Genomic DNA, 24,841 nt, shown 5'->3' with positions numbered 1-24,841 from the left:
GGAAATGACGATTAAAAGAAGAAAATTTATTCAAAACTTAGGACTTGCCATGCCCATGCTGGCAAGTCCTTTTAATCCGATCTTAGCAAAAGATCAAGCTGAAAAGGCTTTTGAAGTCGATACAGCTGCACAGCAATTTAGAGCTGATTTTAAAAAAATTAACGATAGGGTCTGGATCGGCAGTTCGTTCTGGGCCGTACCCATGGAAGATTGGGAGATTAAGAGCGATCGACTTGAATTTTCAGGTGTTGAAAAACAATCAAGACTACATATTTTGACCCACGTGCTTGGGGAGCGTAAAGGAGATTTCGTGCTATCGGGCGACCTGGGTTTGTTAGAAAATAATGGTAATAAAGGAGCTGTCGGCTTTGCCGTCGGAATAAAAGACAATACAGATCCAGAGAGTGTAAAGGCGGCCTGTTACTTTGGAAAAGGGGTTTCCGTAGGGGTCAATTTAAATGGGGAAATATATATCGATGACAAAAAAGCTGAATTGCCCAATGGGTTCGGGTTTCAGAAATTTTCGTTGAAACTTGAAGGTCGGAATAATGGGAGTCAAACGGAACTGATACTTCTGGCCAACGATGCAAATGGTAAAACCGTGACCTTGAAACACGAGGTAACGGGTGCACTTGACGGATTGGTCGCTTTGGAGAACAAAGGTGATCAAAAAGGCGAAAGTACTTTTTGGTGGAGTGATATGCAATTGGCTGGTACAAAGGTCGAGTACAAGCCTGAAAATAGTTTCGGTCCGATTCTGTGGGCTATGTATACCTTGTCACGCGGAAGATTGAAGCTTACTGCACAACTTCCTCCCGTAGGGATTAAAGATTCACAGAAGGTGGAACTGGAATTTTTTAAAAACGGAAAATGGGTAAAAGAGGCGAAGGTAGAAATCGACCCGGTTACCTTTACTTCTATTTTTACTATTGATAATTGGAAAGCTTCACAAGACACTAAGTATCGTTTACGCTATACCCTTGATAAAGAGCGATATACCTATGAAGGCATTATAAGAGAGGAACCTCTCGACCGCCCTTTGACTTTTGGCGGACTCACTTGTCAACATGCCATGGGGTTCCCGTATCGCCCTTTGGTTGAGAATCTTGGTAAGTCGAATCCTGATATCCTTTATTTTTCGGGAGATCAGTTATATGAAGGTAATGGAGGCTACCCGATAAAAAGGCAACCAGAAGATAAGGCCATACTCAATTATTTGGGTAAATGGTATATGTTTGGATGGGCATTCGGCGAGGTATTAAGAAATCGCCCGAGTATTTGTACACCAGATGATCACGATGTTTATCAAGGTAACCTTTGGGGGGAAGGTGGAGAAGGAATTTCATTTGAAGAATGGGAAAAGGTGCGGGATGCCCACGGTGGGTTAGTGCAAACTCCGAAATTTGTGAACGTTGTAAATAAAACCCAATGTGGTCACATGCCAGAAGCCTATGATCAGGCTCCGATGAAATCAAATATCAGCACGTGGTATACCCATTTGGTATATGGAAAAGTAAGTTTCGCCATTGTCAGTGATCGACTTTTTAAGTCGGGACCAGAAATGGTTAGAGCGGGAAAGGGGAGAATCGATCATCTTACCGCCCCGGCAAAGCCTGGTGAACTAGAATCGGATGACCTTGTTTTTGTAGGTCAACGACAACTCGATTTTTTAAACGATTGGGTTGCGGATTGGAAAGGGGCCAATATGAAGGTTTTGCTTAGCCAAACTTTATTTTCCAATGTAGGTACACATCATGGACCGGAAAAACAATTTCTATTCGGAGACCTTGATTCCGGTGGATGGCCGAAATCAAAAAGAGATAAAGTAATCCAGTCCATTAGAAGGGCCTGTGCTTTTCACATCAATGGAGATCAGCATCTGCCATTTATGGTGCAATACAGCGTAAATGAACCAAGAGACGGAGGATGGACCTTCTGTACGCCCGCTATTTCTACGGGTTACCCGAGATGGGGGCAACCTGATTCGGTAAATGTGCCTTATACCGATCGACCAGCGCATGGTTTGCCCAATACGGGATGCTACCGCGATGGCTTCGGAAACAACAACTATATTTATGCCGTTGGCAATCCTACCGATGATTTTGATAAGGAAACCGACCGCTACAAAAGAGCTCAAAAGAAGTCTTCCGGCTATGGTATTGTAACATTTGATACCTCCGAACGCACAATAAAAATGGAAGCAATTCGCTTTTTGGCCAATTTGGAGAATGAATCCGAAGAAAATACCTATCCAGGATGGCCTTTGACCATACAACAAACAGATAACGATGGGCGACGGCCTATAGGCTATCTTCCAAAATTAAAAACGGAAAGTACCGACCAAGTGTTGAAGGTTGTCAAAGAAGATACCAAAGAGTTGGTACATGCCACGCGGATAAAGGGCAATACCTATACGCCTTCGGTTTACGAATTGGGGAAATACACTTTGATTATTGGTGAAGGTGATGCAAAAAAAGAGCTTACGGGAATAGAAATCAGTATTGATCCTAAAGAAGAAATTTCCATTTAGCAAAAAGCTATAAATTTGAAACTCAATTAATATTTAAATACAAAACAGTTCATGACAAGATTAAGGAATTATTTTTTGAAGGGCGCGCTTCTATTGCTGGTGTTATCAAGCTGTAAGTCAAAGGAAGAGAAAGCGGTGACAAAAGACGAAAGTCCAAAACAGCCTAACATTGTCTTCATTTATATGGATGATTTGGGTTACGGTGATTTGAGTTCCTATGGAGCCACTGAACTTACTACTCCGAATATTGACGCCTTGGCAAAAGGAGGAATTCAGTTTACCAATGGGTATGCCACTTCGGCAACGTGTACACCAAGCCGGTATGCCATACTTACAGGTAGGTATCCTTGGCGGAATAAAGATGCTAAAATACTTCCTGGTACAGCACCGTTGATTATAAGTACTGACCAGCTGACCGTTCCTAAAGTACTAAAAGAAAAAGGCTACGCCACAGGTATCGTTGGCAAATGGCACTTAGGTTTGGGCAACGGAAACGTAAACTGGAACGAAAGAGTATCTCCAGGCCCCAATGAAGTTGGGTTTGACTATTCCTATATATTGGCGGCAACCCAAGATAGGGTACCTACGGTGTATATTGACAATGGTAATGTCGATGGTTTAGATCCAAACGATCCAATAGAAGTGAGTTATAAAAAGAACTTCGAAGGGGAACCTACGGGATTGGATAACCCTGAGTTGACGACCATGAAATGGCATCACGGTCATAACAACAGTATTGTAAACGGAATACCACGTATTGGTTTTATGAAAGGCGGAGAAGCTGCAAAATGGACAGACGTTGATATGGCGGATCATTTTTTGGCTAAAGCCCAAGAATACGTGACCGCTCATAAAGATGAGCCTTTCTTTTTATATTATGCCTTACAGCAACCACATGTACCGCGTACCCCGAATCCACGTTTTGTTGGAAAATCAGGTATGGGCCCGCGTGGCGACGTTATTTTGGAAGCGGATTGGGTAGTGGGTGAGTTCATGAAGACCTTAGAGAATCAAGGGTTGTTAGAGAATACGCTTATTGTTTTCTCCAGTGATAACGGTCCTGTTGTTAATGATGGATATTATGACGATTCTGAAGAAAAATTAGGAAATCATACTCCGGCAGGTCCGCTACGTGGTGGTAAATATAGCCTGTTCGAAGCGGGAACTCGAGTGCCTTTTATAACCTATTGGAAAGGTGAAATAGCACCCGGAAAGTCAGATGCCATGGTAAGTCAGGTAGATTTACTTACCTCAGTTGCCGCATTGGTCGGTAGTGATAAAAAGGGAGAGGATAGTGAAAATCTTCTTGACGCTTTTATGGGAAAAACTGATACAGGTAGAGAAGAAATGGTTTTAGAAGCTACTTCAAGAACAGCCTTTAGGAAAGGAGATTGGGCAATGATTCCTCCATATAAAGGGGCAGCTATAAACAAGTCTGTAAATATAGAGTTAGGTAATGATAGTGAATACCAGTTGTATAATTTGAAAGAAGATTTGGGACAGACCAAAAACTTGGCCAAAGAGAATCCCCAGAAATTACAGGAAATGGTAAATGCCTATGAGGCCATCAGAGGTAAAAGTGATTCTGAAATCAAAGAATTGGAATTGAAATAAGAAACTGTAACGGTTTCCACTTATTCGAAAAAGTGTAGTGGAAGCTGATATTTTTAAAAGTATTGACCGTGCTAGGGCGAATAGCTTTCATTATGAAGGTGTTATGTCAGGCACGGTTTTTTATTTTCTTTTTTTTGTGGAAAAAAAATTGGATATTTGAATCATCATGAAGTTATAGAAATTATGTTTTATATAGATGTCACGGGGTTTATGCCCAAAAAGTAATCGAACCATCTCTGGTCGATTTTTGACATTTCCTTTTTTCTCAACATAATTTCTTTCAAAATGCAGCATTCCAATAGAATTCCTATTAAAAAATTAGTTCAATATTTTATCATAGCCGTAACTGGCAAAGAAACCGAATTCACAACCGGTAGCATCCGCAAGGCAATTTTTATGCTTTCCATTCCCATGATCTTAGAGATGATGATGGAATCAATTTTTGCCATTGTAGATATAGCCTATGTTTCACAGGTAAGTGTAAATGCGGTCGCAACGATAGGCCTTACCGAATCGGTTATCACCTTGGTGTACGCTGTGGCCATTGGTCTAAGTATGGCGGCAACAGCCGTTGTTGCCCGTAGAATCGGGGAGAAAAATATCCAAGGTGCCCGAGAGACGGCCGTTCAAGCTATTGCCCTGGGTATTTCGGTTTCTGCCATTGTGGGGGTAATTGGTTTTATCTATGCCAAAGACATATTGGCACTGATGGGTGGCGCGCCCGATCTTATCGCAGAAGGTTATGGGTATACCCAACTTTTATTGGGAGGCAACATCACCATCCTCTTGCTGTTTTTAATCAACGCAATCTTCCGTGGCGCCGGTGATGCTTCCATAGCGATGTGGGCATTGGTGCTTTCTAACGGACTCAATATTATTTTGGATCCTATTTTTATTTTTGGATGGGGGCCTATCCCTGAGTACGGGGTAATGGGCGCTGCTATTGCGACCAATATTGGAAGAGGTACCGCCGTACTTTTTCAACTTTGTGTTCTATTCTTTGGGTGGAGTCGCATACAGATAGGTTTTCGAGATATGGTTATTAGGTTCAACGTGATGTTGAATCTTATTCGGGTTTCGTTGGGAGGTATAGCACAGTTTTTGATCGGTACATCAAGTTGGGTTTTTTTAATGCGTCTGATGTCGGAGTTCGGAAGCGAAGTTCTCGCCGGTTATACCATTGCCATTCGAGTGATGATGTTTACCTTAATGCCGTCGTGGGGCATGAGTAACGCTGCGGCAACTTTGGTAGGCCAAAATCTTGGGGCCCAGCAACCTGATCGGGCCGAAACCTCCGTTTGGAAAACGGGAAAGTATAATGCTTGGTTTATGGGCCTTGTTTCGTTGATATACCTATTCTTCGCATACGAAATTGTGGGATGGTTCAATACCAATCCTGTTGTTATCGAAAATGGAGGTCTATGTCTTCAGATTATTGCAGCGGGTTATGTTTTCTATGCCTATGGAATGGTCGTTACCCAGGCATTCAATGGTGCCGGTGATACGGGTACACCCACGAAAATAAATTTATTTGCTTTTTGGTTTTTTCAATTGCCCTTGGCCTATATCGCGGCAATAACTTTTAATATGGGAGCTATTGGTGTTTTTATTGCGATTACGGCAGCCGAAGTACTGTTGGCAATTATTTCAATGGTCTGGTTTAGAAAAGGAAACTGGAAAAAAGTGAAGGTGTAGTGCCGTTTTTGTAACTTTAGCGCTCATAAATTGCTATACGATGGATGGAAAAAAAATAGGACTCAATACAATTTGTACCCATGTCGGGGAAGTAAAGGATGAGAAGTATAAGGGCGCGATTTCCCCATTATATATGAGTACTTCTTATGCCTTTGAAGATGTAGAAGTTAAGCGGTACCCTAGATATTTCAACACCCCTAATCAAGAAGCTTTGTGCAAGAAAATTGCCCTCTTGGAACATGCAGAATCCGGATTGATATTTGGCAGTGGTATGGCGGCAATCAGTACCTCACTCATGGCATTTTTAAAAGCAGGTGATCATGTGGTGCTGCAACAGATATTGTATGGGGGAACCTTTCATTTGATTCATGAGGAATTTAACAAATTCGGAATTGAATATTCGTTTACCAATGGCTGGCGACCAGAAGACTTTGAAGCCAAAATACGGCCAAATACCAAAGTAGTTTATATAGAAACACCATCTAATCCGCTGTTGACTGTTACAGATTTGAAAGGAGTTGCAGAGGTGGCTAAAAAACATGGAATTGTTTCAATGATCGACAATACTTTTGCCAGTCCTGTGAACCAAAACCCTATCGATTTTGCTATCGATGTGGTTATTCATAGTGCTACCAAATACATGGGAGGGCATTCCGATATTTTGGCAGGAGCCGTTGCTTCGTCGGAGGCAAATATCAATCGCATTTACAATTTGGCTAAAAACTTTGGTGGTAGCCTTAGTGATTATACGGTTTGGTTATTGGAAAGAAGTCTGAAAACAATGGGAATTCGGGTAAAGGCGCAAAATGAGAATGCACAACGGATGGCCGAGTACTTGAATCAAAATGAGAATGTAAAAAATGTTTATTATCCAGGTTTATCGAGTCATCCAGACCATAATCTGGCAAAATCACAGATGAAAGGTTTTGGAGGTATGTTATCTTTTGAATTGCAGGATGATTTAGATGCATCGCAGTTCCAAAAGTCCTTACAATTGATTAAACCATCTATGAGTCTTGCAGGAGTCGAAAGTACAGTGCTTTCGCCAGCTCTGACATCTCATGCTTTATTGGGAGCGGAAGAGCGGAAAAAACAGGGAATCTCAGACGGGTTGATTCGATTTTCTGTGGGAATAGAAGAAACAGAAGATTTGATTACAGATATTGAACAGGCAATGGAGAAAGTGAAGGTTGCTAGGTTGCATTTGCAATAAAATATATCTTGAAACTTGGTTTAGGCAATTACTTCATTTTGTTTGTTCGGATGAGAATAAATGTATTTCGATAAAAATATAGAATAAAAAAGAAGAAGAGGTGGGTAAGAATGGGACAAAATCACGTCTAACCCGAAAAATGTCCATAGTTTTGTACGCATTTGGTCAAATGAAGAGTTTGGTCTAAATCGATTGAATAATCTTGTAAAGTGGTGAAAACGGACTAAAACCACAAACAAAATAATAGTAAATGAAATTAGATATATTGGTTTTCGGGGCTCATCCCGATGATGCGGAGCTAGGAGCTGGAGGTACTATCGCTAAAGAAATTGCACAGGGTAAAAAAGTAGGAATCGTTGATTTGACCAGAGGAGAACTGGGAACTAGAGGTTCCGCAGAAATCAGAAGTGAGGAAGCCGACGCTTCGGCAAAAATTTTAGGTATTTCAGTCCGTGAGAATTTAGGATTTGCCGATGGGTTCTTTACAAACGACAAAGAACATCAGCTAGAGATTATAAAGATGATTCGAAAGTTTCGCCCTGAAATTGTACTCTGCAATGCTGTTGATGATAGACATATCGATCATGGTCGTGGAGCTAAGTTGGTCCATGATGCTTGTTTTTTAAGTGGCCTTGTAAAAATAGAAACATTTTTAGAAAATGACCAAAAAAAACAACTGGTTTGGCGACCAAAAAATGTATATCATTATATTCAATGGAAAAATCTGGAACCAGATTTTGTAGTTGACGTTACGGGTTTTTTGAATAAAAAGAAGGAAGCAATTTTGGCATATTCATCGCAATTTCACGATCCGAAAAGCTCAGAACCTGAGACACCGATAAGTAGTGTGAATTTTTTAGACAGCGTAGAATATAGGGCGAGGGATCTTGGTCGTTTAGTAGGGGTTGACCATGCAGAAGGCTTTACCACTGAGAAACAGATAGCCGTAAAAAATCTAGATGATATTTTTTAAGCCGTTTGACTATAGATTTTTTTGCTTTTTTGTAAGGTAAAATAGAAGCAACTTCCTATTCTTAGATCGCTTGTAACCCATATTGTGCCTTTGTTGTTTTCTACCATTTCTTTACATAATGAAAGTCCTAGGCCTGTTCCTTTTTCATTATTGGTACCGTAAGTGGTTATATTCGAATTCTTTTCGAATATAGACGCAATGGTAGCTTTATTCATGCCCACGCCAGTATCTCTTACCGATATCAACCAATGTTCATTTTTTTCAACGGCCTCAATGGTTACTATTCCATGCTTCGGGGTGAATTTTAAGGCGTTGCTAATCAGATTTCTAATAACAATATCGATTTGGTTTCTGTCTGACCATGTCAAAGTATTTGCAGAAATTTTATTGACGAGCTTAATGTTTTTGTTTTCTGCTATTTCAGAAAGTAAGTTGATGTTTTCTAAAACTAGATTTTCTAGTGCTATCGATTCTTGTTTTGTAACGGCGCCATTCATTTGGGTTTGTCCCCATGTAAGTAGATTGTTAAGCGTAAATGAAATATGATCGATATCCATTCTTAGTTTCGGAATAAAGTTCAAAAATTCGTTTTGATCGATTTCATTATCCTTGAACAGTTTAAGTAAACCTTGAAAAGCCCCGATTGGGCCTCTGAGGTCATGCCCGATAATGGAGAAAAGTTTGTCTTTTGTTAGATTGTTTTCCGTCAATTCTTTTTCGTTGTTCTCTAAATCTTGAGTCTTTGTCTTTAATTCGGTATTGAGATTTCTCTGTATCCTTTCATTTCTTTTTACCATTAAGGTAATGGTAAGAAAAACGATTAAAATTCCTAAAGCAGTGTAAACGTAGTTTCTTTGTTGAGCCAGTGCTTTTTCATTTTCTTGTATAAGTTCTCTCTTTTGTTTATCATGCGCCAATTTCGTTTTTAGCATGGTAAGGCTTTTTTTGTTCTCGTTTCTAGACAAGGTGTCTGTCATTTTCTGGTAAATCTCATGGTATTTCAATGCGGAGGCAAAATTTTCTTTGTTCTTGTCGATTTTATACAGCGTTTTAGCACACTTTTGTATGCCCTCGATAAAGTTGATTTTTTTTGAAATATGAAAAGCTTTTAATGCGTATTCTTGGGATTTATTATATTTTTCAAGACCGAGATATGTTTCTGCCATACCGTTTAACAGTTCTATTTCTCCGCGTTCATCTTGTAATTTTGTATGTAACATTTCGCTCTGTTTGTACCAATAGAGCGCCCAATCAAGTTTTTGCTTCTTTAAATAAATTTTACCCTTGGTGCCGTATGCATAGGCGAGCCAATCGAGAATTTTATTTTTTTCGAATACCGAAATACTACTATTTACGTTGAACATTGCATATTCCAACTCACCCATGTCTGCATAAAGAGAGGCCATGTTACTCATCGTTTCTGCAGAAAAAATGTCACTTCGAAGTTTTTCGTTAATCTTCTTTACTTTTTTATAAAATTCCAGGGCCTGCTTATAATCCTTTTGAGAAGTATAGAGGTTGGCAATGTTCTCATTTGTAATAGAAAGCATTAAGAGACTATTTGTCTGTTCGGCCAGTTCAATATTTTCAAGGTGACCACTAAGGGCTTTTGCGTAGTCTCCCTTTAGATTATATTCACCTGATAATTTGTTTCTAGCAGTAAGTACTAATTGTGTATAGTTGCCTTTGAGTGAAAGATCCAATGCTTTTTTATAATTTGAAATAGCCGTTGAATGATCTCCTTTATCAGAGTAATAATCGCCAAGTCCCATAAGGGCATTTGCTTCACCTAACTTGTATGATGTCGAATTGCTATACTTGAAGGCCTGTTTTGAAAGATGTAAGAGACTGTCGGCTTTATAAAAACGAATTTCATTTCCCAATGCATTGAGAAGGTTTATATAGGTTGTATCGTTAGGAGTGAAATTTATCTCGGATCTCAGCTGATTTATTTGAGTTCCGATACTGTCGATCTTGATTTGTTGCCCATTGGAGATTTGCAGGAACAGCAGTGCCATAGCAAAAAGCAGCAGATACTTCTTAATTTTATAAGATGATGTCAAAAAAGGGGTTTTGACCAATAGCATTTTCACGGTTAATTCATTCAAGTTCTAAAGTTACTTTCTGGATGTAGCTATTTAAAATTTATGTTGTGAAACCGTGATTTTTGTGTGTTTTGACCGTAAAAGAATGTATTTTACCGATATATAGAAACCTTTTCTTTATTATGGATAGTATGTGGAGACAGAGTTTAAGGACATTCAAATTATGTTATCAAAATAACCCGTCTTTTATTTTGAAAAATTAGTTAAAAAAAATTACCTTTGCCATCGCTTTGAAATGGTGGTTGTAGCTCAGCTGGTTAGAGTGCTTGATTGTGGTTCAAGAGGTCGCCGGTTCGAACCCGGTCTTCCACCCTGGATAGTAAGTAAAAGCCCCGTCAATATTGACGGGGCTTTTTATTTAAATGGTTTTTTGAGGATGATATCTCGTCTGTATTTTACTGAAAAATGCCTCTAGTATTGTGAATTTGCTTACAATCCAAACACAAAATGCGGGTTAGATGCATGAAAGAATCTAATAAAACGGTATTTTATCATTGTAAATTTATTGACAGCATTTTTGCTAATCAAAGAATTTAGAATGAAGTATCTATTATTTTACTTGGTTGCTTTATCTACTACAAGACGCGTGTCACGATTGGCTATTTCCCATGCCGTATAGAAAATCAACCTTGTTCTGTTCTGAAGCAGGTCATAGTTGATTTTGTCAGGGGTATCTCCCGGTTTATGATAATCAGCATGCGTTCCATTAAAGTAAAAAATAATGGGAATATTATTCTTGGCGAAATTATAGTGATCGCTTCTGTAATAGAACCTATTGGGGTCATTGACATCGTTATAGGTGTAGTCTAGTTCTAGATTTGCATATTTTTTATTTACGTCCTCCGATAATTCATGTAATTCGGTACTTAATTTATCGGAACCTATCAAATAAATGTAATTACGATCTCCGTCGCGTTTGGGGTCAATACGACCTATCATATCAATATTGAGATCTGCCACAGTTTTTTCCAATGGAAAAATAGGCTCTACGTCGGCGTAATACTGAGAACCCAATAAACCTTTCTCTTCACCGGTCACATGCAAGAAAACGACTGACCTTTTAGGACCATGACCTGCATCGGAAGCCATTTTAAAGGCCTTTGCAATCGATAACGTGGCCACAGTACCCGATCCATCATCATCAGCGCCATTATTGATTTGACCATCTGAATTCACACCAATATGGTCTAGATGTGATGATATTATAACATATTCATCGGGTTTTTCAGAACCTTCTAAAAAAGCTATTACATTTTCTGACGCTATTTCATCATTTGAACTGGTAACCTTCAAATTCAACGATAAATCAATACGTCTTGGTTTTTGATCTTTTTCAATAGTAGGTAAAATCTCCTTTGCAAAAATAGCATCGGCAAAAAAGCTTACGAATTCATCTTCTTTGTTGGTTTTAAGTACCATTCGCCCACGGTCGTTGCGCTTCATGACTTCGAACCTATTTTTAAAACGTCCGAAATTGGCAAGGTCAAAGAATATAATTCCCTTTGCACCTTTTTCAGAAGCAAGTTCCATTCTTTTTCCTATGGATTCAGACATATTACTCCAAATAGATTTTTCGCTGGTTCCCGAAAGTGTAAAATTTCCATCGGTATTTATAGGCTCCCCATATTTAACCAAAACAATTTTTCCAGATACATCTAAATTTTTATAATCTGAATATTCCCCTTGTTCGATACCGTAACCTGCATATACAATTTCTTTATAATTGCCTTCGGCTGCAGAAAAAGTTAATATATGTTCTCCAATAGGGTAATCTTTACCATTTACATCAACGGATCCGGAGGGAAGTTTACTCAATTCTAAAGGAACATCTTGAAAGTAATCCCCATTTTTTTTCGCCGCAGGAATACCTAATTTTTGATAATAGGCCTTTAAATACTCAATGGCCTTTTTTTGGCCCGGTTGTCCTGTTTCCCGACCCTCGAACTCGTCGGAAGCATAGGTGTACAAATGCTCCTTTAATTCGGCCTCTGTAATACTTTCGGCATATTTTATGGAGCTAACCTCGGTTTTTTGCGAGTTTAAGGGCTCTGATACTGTCTTTTGGGAAGAATTGCAGGCTATGAAAAATCCAGTAATTACTATAATAAATTTTTTCATTCTTATGGATATGACTATGGAATTAGAAATTCTGCAAAATTATGAAAACAAAACAAAAATTAGAGGTGATATTGAAATTATATCCGCTCCACTATTTAACTTTTAGACGAAATACCGTCCATCAATTTAAAACGCGTTTCGAACCATTAGCTATAATTTCAGGAAAACTTCACGACTAATAAAGCATCTTTTAGAATATCAATTACAGATAAAAATGACTAGGCCGACCACGCTGCTTCAAGAAAGTGTTCCATCTAAGAGATGGAGAATTGCAAATATTATGTGAAATAGTAAGATATATTTTTTTTTAGGCTAAAATAATCCTAGAATTGGCCAACTTTAGTACACTAATTTTAAGCTATTGCACTTATTTTTGTAAGCAGACCATCAAAATATTCGAACTATTCAGTATTTAATTATAAAATCTTAAGAGATCATGATAAGCGGGAAAAACTATATAGGAAATAAACAATCGTCGAAGGGTACCAAGACATACCGAACTTTTGATCCAAATTTAAATTTGGCCACGGAATGGGAATTCTATGAGGCGAGTACCGAAGAAATCGATGAAGCTGTCGCTTTAGCTACGAAGGCATTTTCTGAGTACAAGAATTTTTCGGGTTTAAAAAAAGCCGAATTTTTAAGGGCCATTGCGGATGAAATTGAGGCATTGGGCGATGCGTTGATTCAAGCTTATACAAAAGAATCTGGCTTGCCGGAAGGTAGGGCCAAAGGAGAAAGAGGGCGAACCATGGGTCAGTTGCGGGCATTTGCAGCACTTTTGGAAGAAGGGTCGTGGGTTGAAGCCACTATCGATGAGGCACAACCCGATAGACAGCCTATGCCAAAAGTCGATATCAGAAAAATGTTGGTGCCTATTGGACCCATAGTGGTTTTTGGTTCTAGTAATTTTCCGTTTGCATTCTCTACTGCAGGGGGTGATACCGCGAGTGTTTTGGCTTCCGGTTGCCCGGCAATCGTGAAAAGTCATCCCATGCATGCCGGCACTGGGGAATTGGTTTCTTCTGCAATCTTAAAAGCCGCGGAAAAAACTGGAATGCCGAATGGTGTATTCTCAAATCTTAACAGTAGCGGTATTGAGGTAGGGCAACAATTGGTGATGCATCCAGATATAAAGGGAGTAGGGTTTACAGGAAGTATTAAGGGAGGTACGGCGCTTTACAAGCTTGCCAATGAAAGAAAAGAACCGATACCTGTCTTTGCTGAAATGGGAAGCATAAATCCCGTGGTAGCATTGCCATCGGCTTTAAATGAAAAGGGGGAAGAATGGGCAAAGCAGTACGCGGGTTCCATTATGTTGGGAGCCGGTCAATTCTGTACGAATCCCGGTTTGATTTTGGGTTTGAAAAGCGAAACCTTTTCAAATTTCATAACTACTTTGGGTACAGAAATATCAGCCTTGTCACCTGGCGTTATGTTGCACCCCAATATCCATCAGGGTTATGAAAAGGGAAAGCAGAATTTATCGTCACAACCCGAAACTTCTGTAGTTGCTTCGTACGAAGCAGCGACGGCACCTAATTTTGCCCAGCAAAAAGTATTGAAAGTTTCTGGAGGCGATTTCCTAAAAAACCCCACACTTCATACCGAGGTGTTCGGGCCGTTTTCTATTGTAGTCGAATGTAATGACGCAAAAGAACTGGAAACAATCTTAAATGCTCTGGAAGGCCAGTTGACAGGAACCATTTTAGGAAACGCCGAGGAAATAAAAAATTATGGCGGTGTGGTGGATGCATTGCAAAGTAGGGTAGGACGTATTATTTTTAATGGTGTTCCGACAGGTGTAGAAGTTTGCCCATCAATGCAACACGGAGGTCCTTTTCCGGCATCAACCGATAGTCGATTCACCTCTGTTGGTACTTCGGCGATCAAACGGTGGGTACGGCCAGTATCATTCCAAAATTGGCCTCAAGAGTCATTGCCCGATGCCTTGAAAGATGCAAATCCGCTAGGTTTGACACGAATTGTAAACGGGTTGCATAGTAATGCAAAACTTAAATAAGCTTTTAGGAATAAAATTGAATTCTTAGAATCCTTTTTCATTCACTATAATATTCTATTAAAAGTCGTTTTTAGTATATTTAAAGTGAGTAAAACGGGGAATGGAAAACTAGCAAGACGAGTCGCTAATAATTTTCCATTCCCCGTTTATATATTTGAAAACAATCATAAAAGTGCCGTTGGCATCTCCCACTTCCCGTTCTAAAAAATATTCGCCCATTACGTAATATGCCTCACTATTGATTTTGGTGATTTTAGCAATCTTAAACTTTAAGCTGCCCGTATGTGCTTTGCTCGGATACCCTTTCTTGTAATTGTCTAGCGTAGTTTGCCAACCCTGCGTGATTTTACCGCGACTAAAATAGGTGAGCGAATCCGATTTCCAGTAACCTTCCATGAAACCTTCTAAATCACCCTCGGACCATGCACGTTCTTGCTGGTCTAGAATGGTCTGTATAAGTTTTATATCATCTTTATCCGATGTCTGGGCAAAACCAGAAGCAAGGCATATAAAAACGAGAAAAGTTGAGATTGTTTTCATACTATTTTAATTTGGTGGGTAAGATACTTAATCCATTCAAAAGAGCTTTAGCAATGAACGCACAGATTTTGAATCAAACTCTTTAGGTTGTCTATCGGATTTAAAATAAATCTTCACTATATTGTTTCCATATTCAATTTCTTTAATTATAGGTCAATGAACAATTGCTTTCGGAATTTTATTTTTTCCGCTTTCTTAATTTTTACAACATGTTTTACTTTTTTACTTCAGGCTCAGCAAAAACAAGCTGAAAATGAAAAACCCAATATTCTTTTTATTCTATCCGATGACCATACCTCACAAGCATGGGGCATTTATGGAGGGTTGTTAAAAGACTATGTTCAAAACAAGAATATCAAGAGGTTGGCCGATGAAGGCGCGGTGTTGGATAATGCATTTTGCACCAACTCGATTTGTTCTCCCAGTCGTGCGACCATTTTATCAGGGCAGTATAGTCATTTAAATAAGGTGTATACTTTGAACGAAGCCTTGCCGGAAGGGCATCCTAATATAGCTAAAGCTTTGTCTAAAAATGGCTATCAAACAGCGGTTATAGGTAAATGGCATTTGGTTCGCCCGCCTGAGGGTTTTGATTACTTTAATGTGTTACCGGGGCAAGGGGTGTATTGGAATCCTATCTTAAAGACCAAAGAGAATTGGAAAGACGGGCATGACGGCACATCCGGTAAAAAATATAATGGATTCTCAACCGATGTTATTACCGACTTGACCATCGAACATTTGGAGAAGCGTGACACTTCGAAACCATTTTTGATGTTCTGTAATTTTAAGGCGACCCATGAACCTTTTGATTACCCCGAGCGGTTTAAATCACTCTATGTCAACGACGAAATCCCGGAACCTGAATCGCTATATGATTTTGGTCCTGAAACGACCGGTCGAACTTTCGAGGGACAAAAACTTGAAAATTTGAGTAAGCGCTGGTATCAGGCAACCGTAGATCCTGATAATTTCTGGACAAGTTATCCGGGGTTGCCCTATCCTTTAGATGGATTGGACAGTATTCAAAAGCGGAAAAAAATATACCAAAAGCTGGTAAAGGATTTTATGCGATGTGGAGCCGCTATCGATGATAATATTGGAAAACTTTTAGATTATTTAGAGAAGGAAGGAATAGCCGATAATACCATTGTAGTGTATACCGCCGACCAAGGTTACTTTTTGGGCGAACATGGTTTTTTTGACAAACGCCTGATTTATGAAGAGTCCCTCAGAATGCCTTTTGTAATCCGTTATCCAAAAGAAATTAAAGGAGGGCAGCGAATTGATGATATTATACTCAATATTGATTTTGCGGCGTTGTTGGCCGATTATGGCGGTGCTGAAAACACAGACTTCATACAAGGAGTAAGTTTTAGGGAAAACCTAAAAGGGAATACACCAGCTGATTGGAGGAAACAAATGTATTATCGGTATTGGCTGCACGACCCTGTCAGACCCGGCCATTTCGGAGTCAGAAATGAACGATATAAATTGGCTTTTTTTTACGGACAAGGACTTGGTATGAAAGGGGCATCCAAAGAGAGTAGCGAACCGGTGTGGGAATTTTATGATTTGGAAAAGGACCCAAAAGAGCTGCATAATGCCATAAGCGATCCGCAATATGCCACTATTATTGCAGACATGAAGAATGCCATACGCTTAGAAAAACAGAAATATAAAGATACCGATGACGAATACCCCGTAATGAAGGAGATTATTGAAAATGCTTTTAATTGACCTTTTCTTACTATTTTTAAGGAAGATGGTTGACCCCCAATAAGTAATAAAGGAAGGTATGAATTGCTAAAAATCAATAGAATATAGAACCCTTTTTAACCACTTCATTATGAAAAGTACATTAAAGCATTTAATCGCGAAAAGCAAGAAAGAGGAAGCAGAGTACAGTGCTTCGAGAAAAGCCGAAATAAAAAATCCCAATACGGGTGATGCACGGCGGAATTTTTTGAAAAAAACCGCTTTAGGGGGTATTGGACTTTCCAGCCTTATGGGCTATTCTTTCGAAGATACCATCGCCGAAACTACATCAAAGGTAAATAGGTCCTCGGCGCCCTCCGAGCTTAAAATAACCGATATGCGTTACGCATTGACAAAGGTTATGGGCGGTACCGCGATTATACGCATTGATACGAATCAAGGAATATATGGACTTGGAGAAGTGAGAGATGCGGCCGATGTGCGCTATGCCCTCATGTTGAAAAGCCGTATTCTTGGTGAAAACCCATGTAATGTTGAAAAACTCTTTAAAAGTGTCAAACAGTTTGGGGGTCCTGCACGTCAGGCAGGTGGTGTGTGTGCAGTTGAAATGGCGTTGTGGGATATTTGTGGGAAAGCTTATAATGTGCCCGCTTGGCAATTACTTGGTGGGCGCTATCGAGATAAGGTAAGACTTTATGCCGACACCCCCGAAGCCGGTTCGCCAGAAGAGCAGCAGCGTTTGATAAATTTCAGGGTCAAAGAACAGGGATACACTTGGTTGAAGATGGATGTATCCATCGGGGAGTTGAAGGGTATACCCGGTACCGTTGTGAATGGTAAATTTTGGGAAGATCAAAATGGTAGCCTTAACCAATGGGGAGACCGAAGAAATTACACGTCGTACGGTAATACGGCCCATCCGTTTACGCAAGTACAGATAACAGAGAAAGGGCTGGAGCATCTGCAACAAGTTGTTGAGAATGTGAGAAATATGGTGGGGTATGAAATTCCCATTTCGACCGACCACTATGGCCATTTCGATTTAAATAACGGAATCCGTTTGGCCAGGGCTTTGGATAAATATAGATTGGCTTGGTTTGAAGATATGGTGCCTTGGCAATATACCGAACAATGGCGAACAATTAGTGATGCTATTGAAACGCCAACTACTACGGGTGAGGACATTCATTTTCTTGAAAACTTCAAACCCTTGATACATAATAGGTCTGTTGATATCGTACACCCCGATTTGGCTTCTTCCGGTGGCCTTTTGGAAACAAAAAGAATAGCCGATTATGCAGAGGAATTCGGTATAGCAATGGCTATGCACCAAGCTGGAACCCCTGTTTCGTTTATGGCGAATGTGCATTGTGCGGCGGCAAGTCAGAACTTTTTAGCATTGGAACACCATTCCGTAGATATCCCCTGGTGGGAAGATTTGGTAACGATGACCGGTGGGGGCAAAATGATCGATAAAGGTTTTGCACCTGTACCGTTGACCGCTCCAGGATTGGGTATTGAACTCAATATGGATGTGGTAAAGGCACATCTTGATCCTCGGGATAAAACATTTTTTGCACCTACCAAAGAATGGGATGAACTACGTTCACATGACAGAACCTACAGTTAAAATGAACTTCAGGAAGTTAAATTTCAAAGTCAAGGAAGGTCCTCGGTAATATATGCCAATCGAGAGGAACTAGTTTAATCCCAACGGATAATCATGCGAAGGGTTTATTCAAAGGATATCTTGAATCTAACAACTTTAGATAAAAAACAATCTTACAACTTATAAATAACACTCAACACAGTCAAAGTTATGAATCACAGAATAGTATTGATTTCCATGCTCTTATTGAGCTTTTTATATGCAGAATCACAAGGCGTAGCAGCCTCTTCGGAGTATATTAAAGAATTGACTTCTAATTGGAAGGGAGATAGGTTTGATGACGGTAGGCCAAAAGTTTCCGATGCGCTTCTAAACAGATTGAAAAGAATTCAAATTGAAGAAGCATGGGGCTATTTACGCAGTAAAGGTTATCACAATCAGTATGAAGGCAGTTGGGAGATTATTCATCCCGAGAGCGTAATGACGGGGCGTGTGGTTACGGCTCAATACATGCCGTTACGCCCAGATTATCAGCAATTGGTAAAAGTTAAAGGAGGCAAAGAAAGCAGGGATACCATCGGCGGAAGCAATTCATGGCCCATTGAGATGTTACGCCCCGGCGATGTCTACGTGGCCGATGGCTACGGACGAATTATTGACGGAACTTTAATTGGTTCTAATTTAGGAAATGCCATTTACACAAATTCTAAGAATGGCGTGATTTTCGACGGTGGCGTGAGAGACCTTGCCGGTTTACTTGAGATAGAAGGCTTTAATGGATGGTTTAGGGGAGAAGATCCATCATATCTGCAACACGAAATGCTGACCAGTATAAACACCCCGATCCGTATCGGTCGAGCCACGGTTTTACCGGGGGATGTAGTGCTGGCAAATCGCCACGGAACTATTTTTATCCCGTCACATCTGGTTGATAAATTAGTAATATCTTCGGAGGTAGTCGGCTTACGAGATCAATTCGGATTTCAACGTTTACGGGAGAAAAAATATACCCCTGGCCAAATCGATACCAAATGGACCGATGCGATAGATGCAGATTTCATGAATTGGCTCAAGAACTATCCGGATAGTAAATTACCCATGACCAGAAAGGAATTAAACGACTATTTTGGATCAAAAAAATAACGGACAATCTTCTTTAAAAGGTGAACAATTATTATAACAAACAGACAATAATGAAATATCGTTTCAATATATTTTTCTTAGCAATCTTCTCGGCAATTTGCGTTAACGCCCAGGCAATTAAGGCGGAAAATAAAACAAAAACCAATGAGGCAGAAGTAGCTGCTGCCGTTGACCAGTTATATGCTGCCATGGTCGGAAAAGATAAGGGTACACTTGAAAATCTTACTGATAAGGTTCTTACTTATGGTCATTCAAGTGGTACAATAGAGAACAAGGCGCAATATGTCGACGCAGTGGTAAATGGTACTTTCGATTTTATATCCATACATCCCGCAGAACAGCGTATCACCTTTTCTGATAAAAAAACGGCTTTAGTACGACACATTTTTGAAGCAAAAGGAATAAATGACGGTAAGCCCGCGGATGTTAGGATAGGCGTTTTGATGGTTTTTCAAAAACAAAAGGGAAATTGGAAACTTTTGGCAAGACAAGCCTATAAGCTGTAGCAATCTTAACTTTTACTACCTAAGAAACCTTAATTTCTAATAACACTAGACCACAAACCTAAAAACCAATGTTTTGAAGAAAATAAACCTTTATTCCATAGCTTTTGGCATTGCCTTTCTGCTTCTCGCAATTCTTCTGGTAATGATTTTTATGGGGAATATTGAACAGTCGGGGCCATTGATGGTAGCTTTTTTTGGTGTCCTCGCTTTAGCCTTTAGTGGTTATAAATCACTTAATGGTTATGTGTTTACGTCAATGATTTTTATTGGTGTTACCGTTGCCCTATATTACCCTCAGTATTTTACACATTTTGGTGACTTCAAGTTGACAGCGCTCATCATCCCGTTGATACAGATTATTATGTTCGGCATGGGCACTTCGATGAGTATAAATGATTTCGCGGCAATTTTTAAGTCTCCGAAAGGGGTCGTGATTGGTGTTTCAGCGCAACTGGGCATTATGCCCATTATGGGGTTTGCTTTGGCTAAATTAAGTGGATTCCCTCCTGAAATAGCTGCTGGTATCGTTTTAATAGGATGTTCTCCAAGTGGAGTAGCATCTAATGTAATGGCTTATTTGGCTAATGCGAATTTGGCTCTTTCCATTACCATTACTTCCATTGCAACTTTGCTGGCCCCATTCTTAACGCCTTTACTAATGAAGCTGTTGGCAGGGGAATTCATAGAAATTGATGTATTGACGATGATGTGGAGTATTGTAAAAATGATCATCATCCCCATTGGAGCGGGATTATTGTTTAATAAACTATTGGGTGAAAAAGGACAATGGTTAAATAAGGCGATGCCACTTTTATCAATGTTGGCCATTGGAATTATAATTACGATTATAACCGCTGCTGGAAGAGATAGCCTACTTGAAATAGGCGGTACTTTGATGCTACTTGTCTTGATTCACAATGTTTTTGGTTATTTTCTGGGGTATTGGTATGCGCGCTTACTGCGATTGAACGAACAAGATTCACGTACGATAGCCTTGGAGGTGGGTATGCAAAATGGTGGTTTGGCATCTGGTATTGCGAACTCTTTGGGTAAGATTGCCACGATGGGTCTGGCTCCTGCCGTATTTGGTCCGCTTATGAATATTACTGGATCAATTTTAGCTTCCTATTGGCATAAGCGGCCGCCTTTGGAACAACCGGACTCCGCAAATATCCAAAATGATTGAAATACTTTGTAGTCTGGTGGTACAGGCATCAAATAAATTCTATTTTTGAATCTGTTAAAGTCCGAGCAGGAAACTTCAGCTCAGGTAAACCTATAAAATCTTAACTTTTGATAATGAGAAGACCGCTGTTACTCTTATTGCCTTTTCTTTTGGCCTTTGTTTGTTCTTGTAATGATTCCTCAAAGAAAAAGTCTAACGAAACCACTGAAAATAAAGAATCCTCAATTGCTTCCCAAAAACCAAATATTATCTACATTCTTGCCGATGATTTAGGATATGGGGATTTAAGTAGTTATGGCCAAACTAAATTTTCCACTCCGAATATCGATAAACTGGCCAAAAAGGGCATGCTTTTTACCCAACATTATTCTGGTAGTACGGTATGTGCTCCTTCGCGATCCGCATTGATGACCGGCATGCATACGGGGCATACCTTTGTTCGCGGAAATAAGGAGGTAAGACCAGAGGGGCAGCACCCAATTCCGGACGATACCTATACATTGGCCGAGGCCATGAAGAAAGCCGGTTATGCAACGGGCGCTTTTGGTAAATGGGGACTCGGATTTCCGGGTTCTGAGGGTGACCCTAACAATCAGGGATTTGACACCTTTTATGGCTATAATTGTCAACGTTTGGGCCACAATTACTACCCTTACCATCTATGGTCGAATAAAGACTCTGTAGTGCTTGCAGAAAACTCAGGAAAGAACGGTGGTATTTATGCTCCGGAATTAATACACAAGCAAACCCTGAAATTCTTGGAAGACCATAAAGCGGAACCTTTCTTTTTGTATGTGCCCTCGATTATCCCCCACGCAGAGTTGGCGGCTCCTGAGGCGTATATGGAAAAACATCGGGGTAAATATCCTCCTGAAAAAGAATATAAAGGAGTGGATGATGGTCCGGAGTTCAATTTAGGTCCGTACCGTTCTCAAAAGGATACCCATGCAGCTTTTGCCGCTATGGTAAATCTATTGGACGATCAAGTAGGTGAGATTATGAATAAGGTGGAAACATTAGGAATTGCCGATAACACCATTATTATTTTCACCTCCGATAATGGACCGCATGAAGAAGGTGGTGCCGATCCAGATTATTTCGATAGCAACGGTCCGTTTAAAGGCGTAAAACGAGATTTGTACGAAGGAGGTATTCGCGTACCAATGATTGTTAGCTGGCCAGGAAAAATTGAAGCAAATTCGCAAAGCGACCATATTTCTGCGTTTTGGGATGTATTCCCAACCGTTTCGGAAATTGTCGGAATTGATACCCCGGATAATTTAGATGGAATATCTTTTCTGCCAACATTGTTGAATAACAAGCAACAAAAAGAACATGAATATCTGTATTGGGAGTTTCATGAAAAAGGAGGGCGGCAAGCCGTTCGAAAAGGAAACTGGAAGGCGGTACGCTATAACGTATTTAAAAGCCCGGATGCCCCCTTGGAGCTTTACGACCTAACAACCGATATTGGTGAAGAAACCAATGTAGCAGCCAACCACCCTGAAGTAGTTCAAGAAATGGAGCAAATTTTCAAGGAGGCTAGAACTCCTTCAGAAATTTTCACTTTTGGTCAAGGTACCTACTTAGGGAGTAAATAAGAAAAATTGAAGTTAATAAAAAAGGGCTGCAAGATTGATTCTTGCAGCCCTTTTTGTATCATTACGATTATATTATTCCGTTTCGATGAGCGATTTATAAATGCCCAGTTCTAAACCTCTCAGCTCTGCGAGGCCTCGTAACCTACCAATTCCCGAATATCCAGGGTTGGTTTTCTTATTTAGATCATCCAACATTTGATGTCCGTGATCGGGTCGCATAGGAATTGACGCGTCTTTTCTGCCCTCTTTTTCCCGACGTTTTTGTTCTATTAGAACTCGTTTTACAATGCCATACATATCAACATTTCCTTCTAAATGGTTGGCCTCGTAAAAATTGCCATCTTCATCACGCTGGGTACTTCTCAAGTGTAAGAAATGAATGCGGTCAGCGAATCGCTCGGTTATTTTCAATAAATCGTTATCCGCACGGGCACCCAAAGAACCTGTGCACAAAGTGATACCGTTACTTATAGATGGTACTTTATTGAAAATATGGGCGTAATCTGCTTCAGTGCCCATGATTCGGGGCAATCCTAAAATAGTGAATGGTGGGTCATCTGGATGAATACACATTCGCACGCCATTCTGTTCGGCCACGGGTACGATTTCACTTAGAAAAAGCACAAGGTGCTCGCGCATTTCGTCTTCCCCAATATTTTTATAGGTATCAAGAATACCTTGAAATTTGGTAAGGTCATAGCCATCTTCTGAAACAGGGTAACCTTCTGCCGATCCTGGAAGTCCGGCAATAATTGTTTTCACCAAATCTTTGACTGCCTCATCTGACATATTATTATAGTATTCCGCAGCTTTGTCAATTTGGGTAGGGGTGTAACTTGCTTCGGCATCTGGTCTCTTTAGTATATGCAGGTCGAAGGCGGCCAAGGCGGCATGCTCAAAAGATAAAGCTTTGGAGCCATCGGCCATAACGCGGTATAAACTTGTTCTGGTCCAGTCGAGAACCGGCATAAAGTTATAACAGACGACATGTACGCCACATTCCGCTAAGTGTATGAGACTTTGTTTGTAATTGGCGATGTGCCGTTCAAAATCACCGGTTCTGGTCTTTATATTTTCGTGAATGGGCAAAGATTCTACGACCGACCATACAAGACCACTATTCTCTACTTCCTTTTTTCGCTTGTTGATTTCATCCTTAGACCAAATCTCACCGTTCGGTATGTGATGCAGTGCAGTAACTATACCAGTGGCTCCGGCCTGTTTTATATCGCTAAGGCTTACGGGGTCGCTCGGACCGTACCATCGCCATGTTTGTTCCATCTTCATCTTTTGTATGAATTTATTATCTTAATTTATATGCTATTAAACACCACTGAATGCACTGAATCCACCGTCAATTGGGAGTACAACTCCTGTAATAAACCGCGCGGCATCACTACATAAAAAATGTACTGCTCCGTTCAATTCTTCGGCTTCACCAAAACGTCCCATTGGGGTGTTTCGAATGATGGTTTGCCCTCTTTCAGTATAGGATCCATCTTCATTGGTAAGTAAGGCCCTGTTTTGGTTTCCTATAAAAAAACCAGGTGCAATGGCGTTAACGCGTACGCCTCCACCAAATTTGGTTGCCATTTCAACGGCCATCCAACGGGTGAAGTTTTCCATAGCCGCTTTTGAAGCGGAGTAACCCGCGACCCGGGTAATGGCCCGATCCACTGCCATTGATGAATAATTGATGATGGCACCCTCTCTTTGGTCGGCCATAATTGCCCCGAATACCAGTGATGGCAAAACCGTACCGTTAAGATTCAGGTCGGTTACTTTTTTGAAATCATCCATGGCAAGGTCAAAAATGGTTTTATCGGGGGCAATGGTAGCTCCGGGGAGATTGCCTCCTGCAATATTCAAGAGTATATCGACTCTACCATAATGGGCAATTATTTTGTCTTTGGCTGCTTTAAGCGATTCTTCCGAAAGAATATCCGCTTCATAGGCAGTAGCCTCGCCACCTTCTGATTTAATCTTTTCTATTAGATGGTCTAGTGATGATTTTTTGCGTGTCAATAAGGCTAATTTGACCCCTGACTTAGCCAAACTAATGGCAGCACTTTGGGCGAGCGCCCCGCTGGCCCCCGTGATTACGGCCACTTTATCCTTTATCTCAAATATGTCATTCATGCTTTATAATTTTCGGTCGGGAAGATAAAACAATAATTTTGAAACTATTGTTCAGTCTTTATGAAAATTGCTTTTTACAAAAGAACAAAATTGGTATATTTCGGAATACGTATTTTACGAATCAAGA

At 40.2% G+C, this 24,841-nt stretch carries 17 protein-coding genes and 1 tRNA gene; 13 read left to right on the top strand and 5 right to left on the bottom strand.

What is annotated here, in order from left to right; translation table 11 throughout:
• Positions 1-4 precede the first annotated feature (4 nt).
• From BLS33_RS01970 to bshB1, 5 genes are all read left to right on the top strand, one after another.
• Entirely contained in the window at positions 5-2,530 is a 2,526-nt protein-coding gene (locus BLS33_RS01970; RefSeq protein ID WP_089884742.1) for an alkaline phosphatase D family protein, read from the top strand.
• A gap of 51 nt (positions 2,531-2,581) precedes the next feature.
• Positions 2,582-4,144, top strand: a complete 1,563-nt coding sequence (locus BLS33_RS01965; protein WP_089884740.1) for a sulfatase family protein — start codon at positions 2,582-2,584, stop codon at positions 4,142-4,144.
• A gap of 285 nt (positions 4,145-4,429) precedes the next feature.
• Positions 4,430-5,839 (top strand): MATE family efflux transporter, encoded by a 1,410-nt coding sequence (locus tag BLS33_RS01960; protein ID WP_089884738.1) that lies wholly within the window; start codon positions 4,430-4,432, stop codon positions 5,837-5,839.
• A 40-nt stretch (positions 5,840-5,879) separates the two neighbouring features.
• Complete coding sequence (locus tag BLS33_RS01955; RefSeq protein WP_089884737.1) at positions 5,880-7,052, top strand: trans-sulfuration enzyme family protein; 1,173 nt, start codon at positions 5,880-5,882, stop codon at positions 7,050-7,052.
• Positions 7,053-7,302: 250 nt separating this feature from the next.
• The gene (gene bshB1 / locus BLS33_RS01950) at positions 7,303-8,025 is read left to right on the top strand and encodes a bacillithiol biosynthesis deacetylase BshB1 (RefSeq protein ID WP_089884735.1); all 723 of its coding nucleotides are present in this window, start codon (positions 7,303-7,305) and stop codon (positions 8,023-8,025) included.
• On the opposite strand, the gene BLS33_RS01945 is transcribed toward bshB1, so the two are convergent.
• A complete protein-coding gene (locus BLS33_RS01945; protein WP_245731245.1) occupies positions 8,022-10,088 on the bottom strand; it encodes an ATP-binding protein in 2,067 nt (688 codons plus the stop codon). The genes bshB1 and BLS33_RS01945 overlap by 4 nt on opposite strands.
• Before the next feature lie 279 nt (positions 10,089-10,367).
• On the opposite strand from BLS33_RS01945, the gene BLS33_RS01940 reads away from it, so the two are divergent.
• Positions 10,368-10,443 (top strand) — tRNA-His (locus tag BLS33_RS01940).
• A 242-nt stretch (positions 10,444-10,685) separates the two neighbouring features.
• Here the strand turns inward: BLS33_RS01940 and BLS33_RS01935 are convergent.
• Positions 10,686-12,248 carry a M28 family peptidase gene (locus tag BLS33_RS01935; protein WP_089884733.1) on the bottom strand — a complete coding sequence of 521 codons (1,563 nt, stop codon included), beginning with the start codon at positions 12,246-12,248 and terminating at the stop codon, positions 10,686-10,688.
• 436 nt (positions 12,249-12,684) lie between these two features.
• On the opposite strand from BLS33_RS01935, the gene BLS33_RS01930 reads away from it, so the two are divergent.
• Complete coding sequence (locus BLS33_RS01930) at positions 12,685-14,271, top strand: aldehyde dehydrogenase (NADP(+)) (RefSeq protein ID WP_089884731.1); 1,587 nt, start codon at positions 12,685-12,687, stop codon at positions 14,269-14,271.
• 108 nt (positions 14,272-14,379) lie between these two features.
• On the opposite strand, the gene BLS33_RS01925 is transcribed toward BLS33_RS01930, so the two are convergent.
• Positions 14,380-14,811: a YybH family protein gene (locus BLS33_RS01925; protein WP_089884729.1), complete on the bottom strand. Its 432-nt coding sequence runs from the start codon at positions 14,809-14,811 to the stop codon at positions 14,380-14,382.
• Between the two features lie 156 nt (positions 14,812-14,967).
• Between BLS33_RS01925 and BLS33_RS01920 the strand changes: the two genes are divergently transcribed.
• From BLS33_RS01920 to BLS33_RS01895, 6 genes are all read left to right on the top strand, one after another.
• Complete coding sequence (locus BLS33_RS01920) at positions 14,968-16,551, top strand: sulfatase family protein (protein WP_089884727.1); 1,584 nt, start codon at positions 14,968-14,970, stop codon at positions 16,549-16,551.
• 109 nt (positions 16,552-16,660) lie between these two features.
• Positions 16,661-18,160, top strand: a complete 1,500-nt coding sequence (locus BLS33_RS01915; RefSeq protein ID WP_089884725.1) for a mandelate racemase/muconate lactonizing enzyme family protein — start codon at positions 16,661-16,663, stop codon at positions 18,158-18,160.
• A 189-nt stretch (positions 18,161-18,349) separates the two neighbouring features.
• Positions 18,350-19,282 carry an RraA family protein gene (locus BLS33_RS01910; RefSeq protein WP_089884723.1) on the top strand — a complete coding sequence of 311 codons (933 nt, stop codon included), beginning with the start codon at positions 18,350-18,352 and terminating at the stop codon, positions 19,280-19,282.
• Between the two features lie 50 nt (positions 19,283-19,332).
• Complete coding sequence (locus BLS33_RS01905; RefSeq protein WP_089884721.1) at positions 19,333-19,788, top strand: nuclear transport factor 2 family protein; 456 nt, start codon at positions 19,333-19,335, stop codon at positions 19,786-19,788.
• A gap of 73 nt (positions 19,789-19,861) precedes the next feature.
• Entirely contained in the window at positions 19,862-20,974 is a 1,113-nt protein-coding gene (locus tag BLS33_RS01900; RefSeq protein WP_245731244.1) for a bile acid:sodium symporter family protein, read from the top strand.
• A 113-nt stretch (positions 20,975-21,087) separates the two neighbouring features.
• Positions 21,088-22,575 (top strand): arylsulfatase, encoded by a 1,488-nt coding sequence (locus tag BLS33_RS01895; RefSeq protein WP_089884720.1) that lies wholly within the window; start codon positions 21,088-21,090, stop codon positions 22,573-22,575.
• Positions 22,576-22,647: 72 nt separating this feature from the next.
• Here BLS33_RS01895 and uxuA read toward each other — a convergent pair whose 3' ends face one another.
• Together uxuA and BLS33_RS01885 are read right to left on the bottom strand one after the other, a co-directional pair.
• A complete protein-coding gene (gene uxuA / locus BLS33_RS01890) occupies positions 22,648-23,862 on the bottom strand; it encodes a mannonate dehydratase (protein WP_089884718.1) in 1,215 nt (404 codons plus the stop codon).
• Positions 23,863-23,898: 36 nt separating this feature from the next.
• Positions 23,899-24,714, bottom strand: coding sequence for an SDR family oxidoreductase (locus tag BLS33_RS01885; protein WP_089884715.1), 816 nt, complete (start codon positions 24,712-24,714; stop codon positions 23,899-23,901).
• Between the last annotated feature and the right edge of the window lie 127 nt (positions 24,715-24,841).

This window comes from Kriegella aquimaris (assembly GCF_900103215.1).
Classification (GTDB): Bacteria; Bacteroidota; Bacteroidia; order Flavobacteriales; family Flavobacteriaceae; genus Kriegella; species Kriegella aquimaris.
The sequence above is the reverse complement of the archived record's forward strand: the minus strand, read 5'-3'. Positions and strand labels throughout refer to the sequence as shown.

What these genes read in the sequence shown, in the direction of transcription:
- uxuA (WP_089884718.1), bottom strand. Translation starts at nt 23,862, where the DNA reads ATGAAGATGGAACAAACATGGCGATGGTACGGTCCGAGCGACCCCGTA.
- BLS33_RS01925 (WP_089884729.1), bottom strand. Translation starts at nt 14,811, where the DNA reads ATGAAAACAATCTCAACTTTTCTCGTTTTTATATGCCTTGCTTCTGGT.
- BLS33_RS01935 (WP_089884733.1), bottom strand. Translation starts at nt 12,248, where the DNA reads ATGAAAAAATTTATTATAGTAATTACTGGATTTTTCATAGCCTGCAAT.
- BLS33_RS01920 (WP_089884727.1), top strand. Translation starts at nt 14,968, where the DNA reads ATGAACAATTGCTTTCGGAATTTTATTTTTTCCGCTTTCTTAATTTTT.
- BLS33_RS01905 (WP_089884721.1), top strand. Translation starts at nt 19,333, where the DNA reads ATGAAATATCGTTTCAATATATTTTTCTTAGCAATCTTCTCGGCAATT.
- bshB1 (WP_089884735.1), top strand. Translation starts at nt 7,303, where the DNA reads ATGAAATTAGATATATTGGTTTTCGGGGCTCATCCCGATGATGCGGAG.
- BLS33_RS01965 (WP_089884740.1), top strand. Translation starts at nt 2,582, where the DNA reads ATGACAAGATTAAGGAATTATTTTTTGAAGGGCGCGCTTCTATTGCTG.
- BLS33_RS01895 (WP_089884720.1), top strand. Translation starts at nt 21,088, where the DNA reads ATGAGAAGACCGCTGTTACTCTTATTGCCTTTTCTTTTGGCCTTTGTT.
- BLS33_RS01955 (WP_089884737.1), top strand. Translation starts at nt 5,880, where the DNA reads ATGGATGGAAAAAAAATAGGACTCAATACAATTTGTACCCATGTCGGG.
- BLS33_RS01930 (WP_089884731.1), top strand. Translation starts at nt 12,685, where the DNA reads ATGATAAGCGGGAAAAACTATATAGGAAATAAACAATCGTCGAAGGGT.
- BLS33_RS01915 (WP_089884725.1), top strand. Translation starts at nt 16,661, where the DNA reads ATGAAAAGTACATTAAAGCATTTAATCGCGAAAAGCAAGAAAGAGGAA.
- BLS33_RS01970 (WP_089884742.1), top strand. Translation starts at nt 5, where the DNA reads ATGACGATTAAAAGAAGAAAATTTATTCAAAACTTAGGACTTGCCATG.
- BLS33_RS01885 (WP_089884715.1), bottom strand. Translation starts at nt 24,714, where the DNA reads ATGAATGACATATTTGAGATAAAGGATAAAGTGGCCGTAATCACGGGG.
- BLS33_RS01910 (WP_089884723.1), top strand. Translation starts at nt 18,350, where the DNA reads ATGAATCACAGAATAGTATTGATTTCCATGCTCTTATTGAGCTTTTTA.
- BLS33_RS01960 (WP_089884738.1), top strand. Translation starts at nt 4,430, where the DNA reads ATGCAGCATTCCAATAGAATTCCTATTAAAAAATTAGTTCAATATTTT.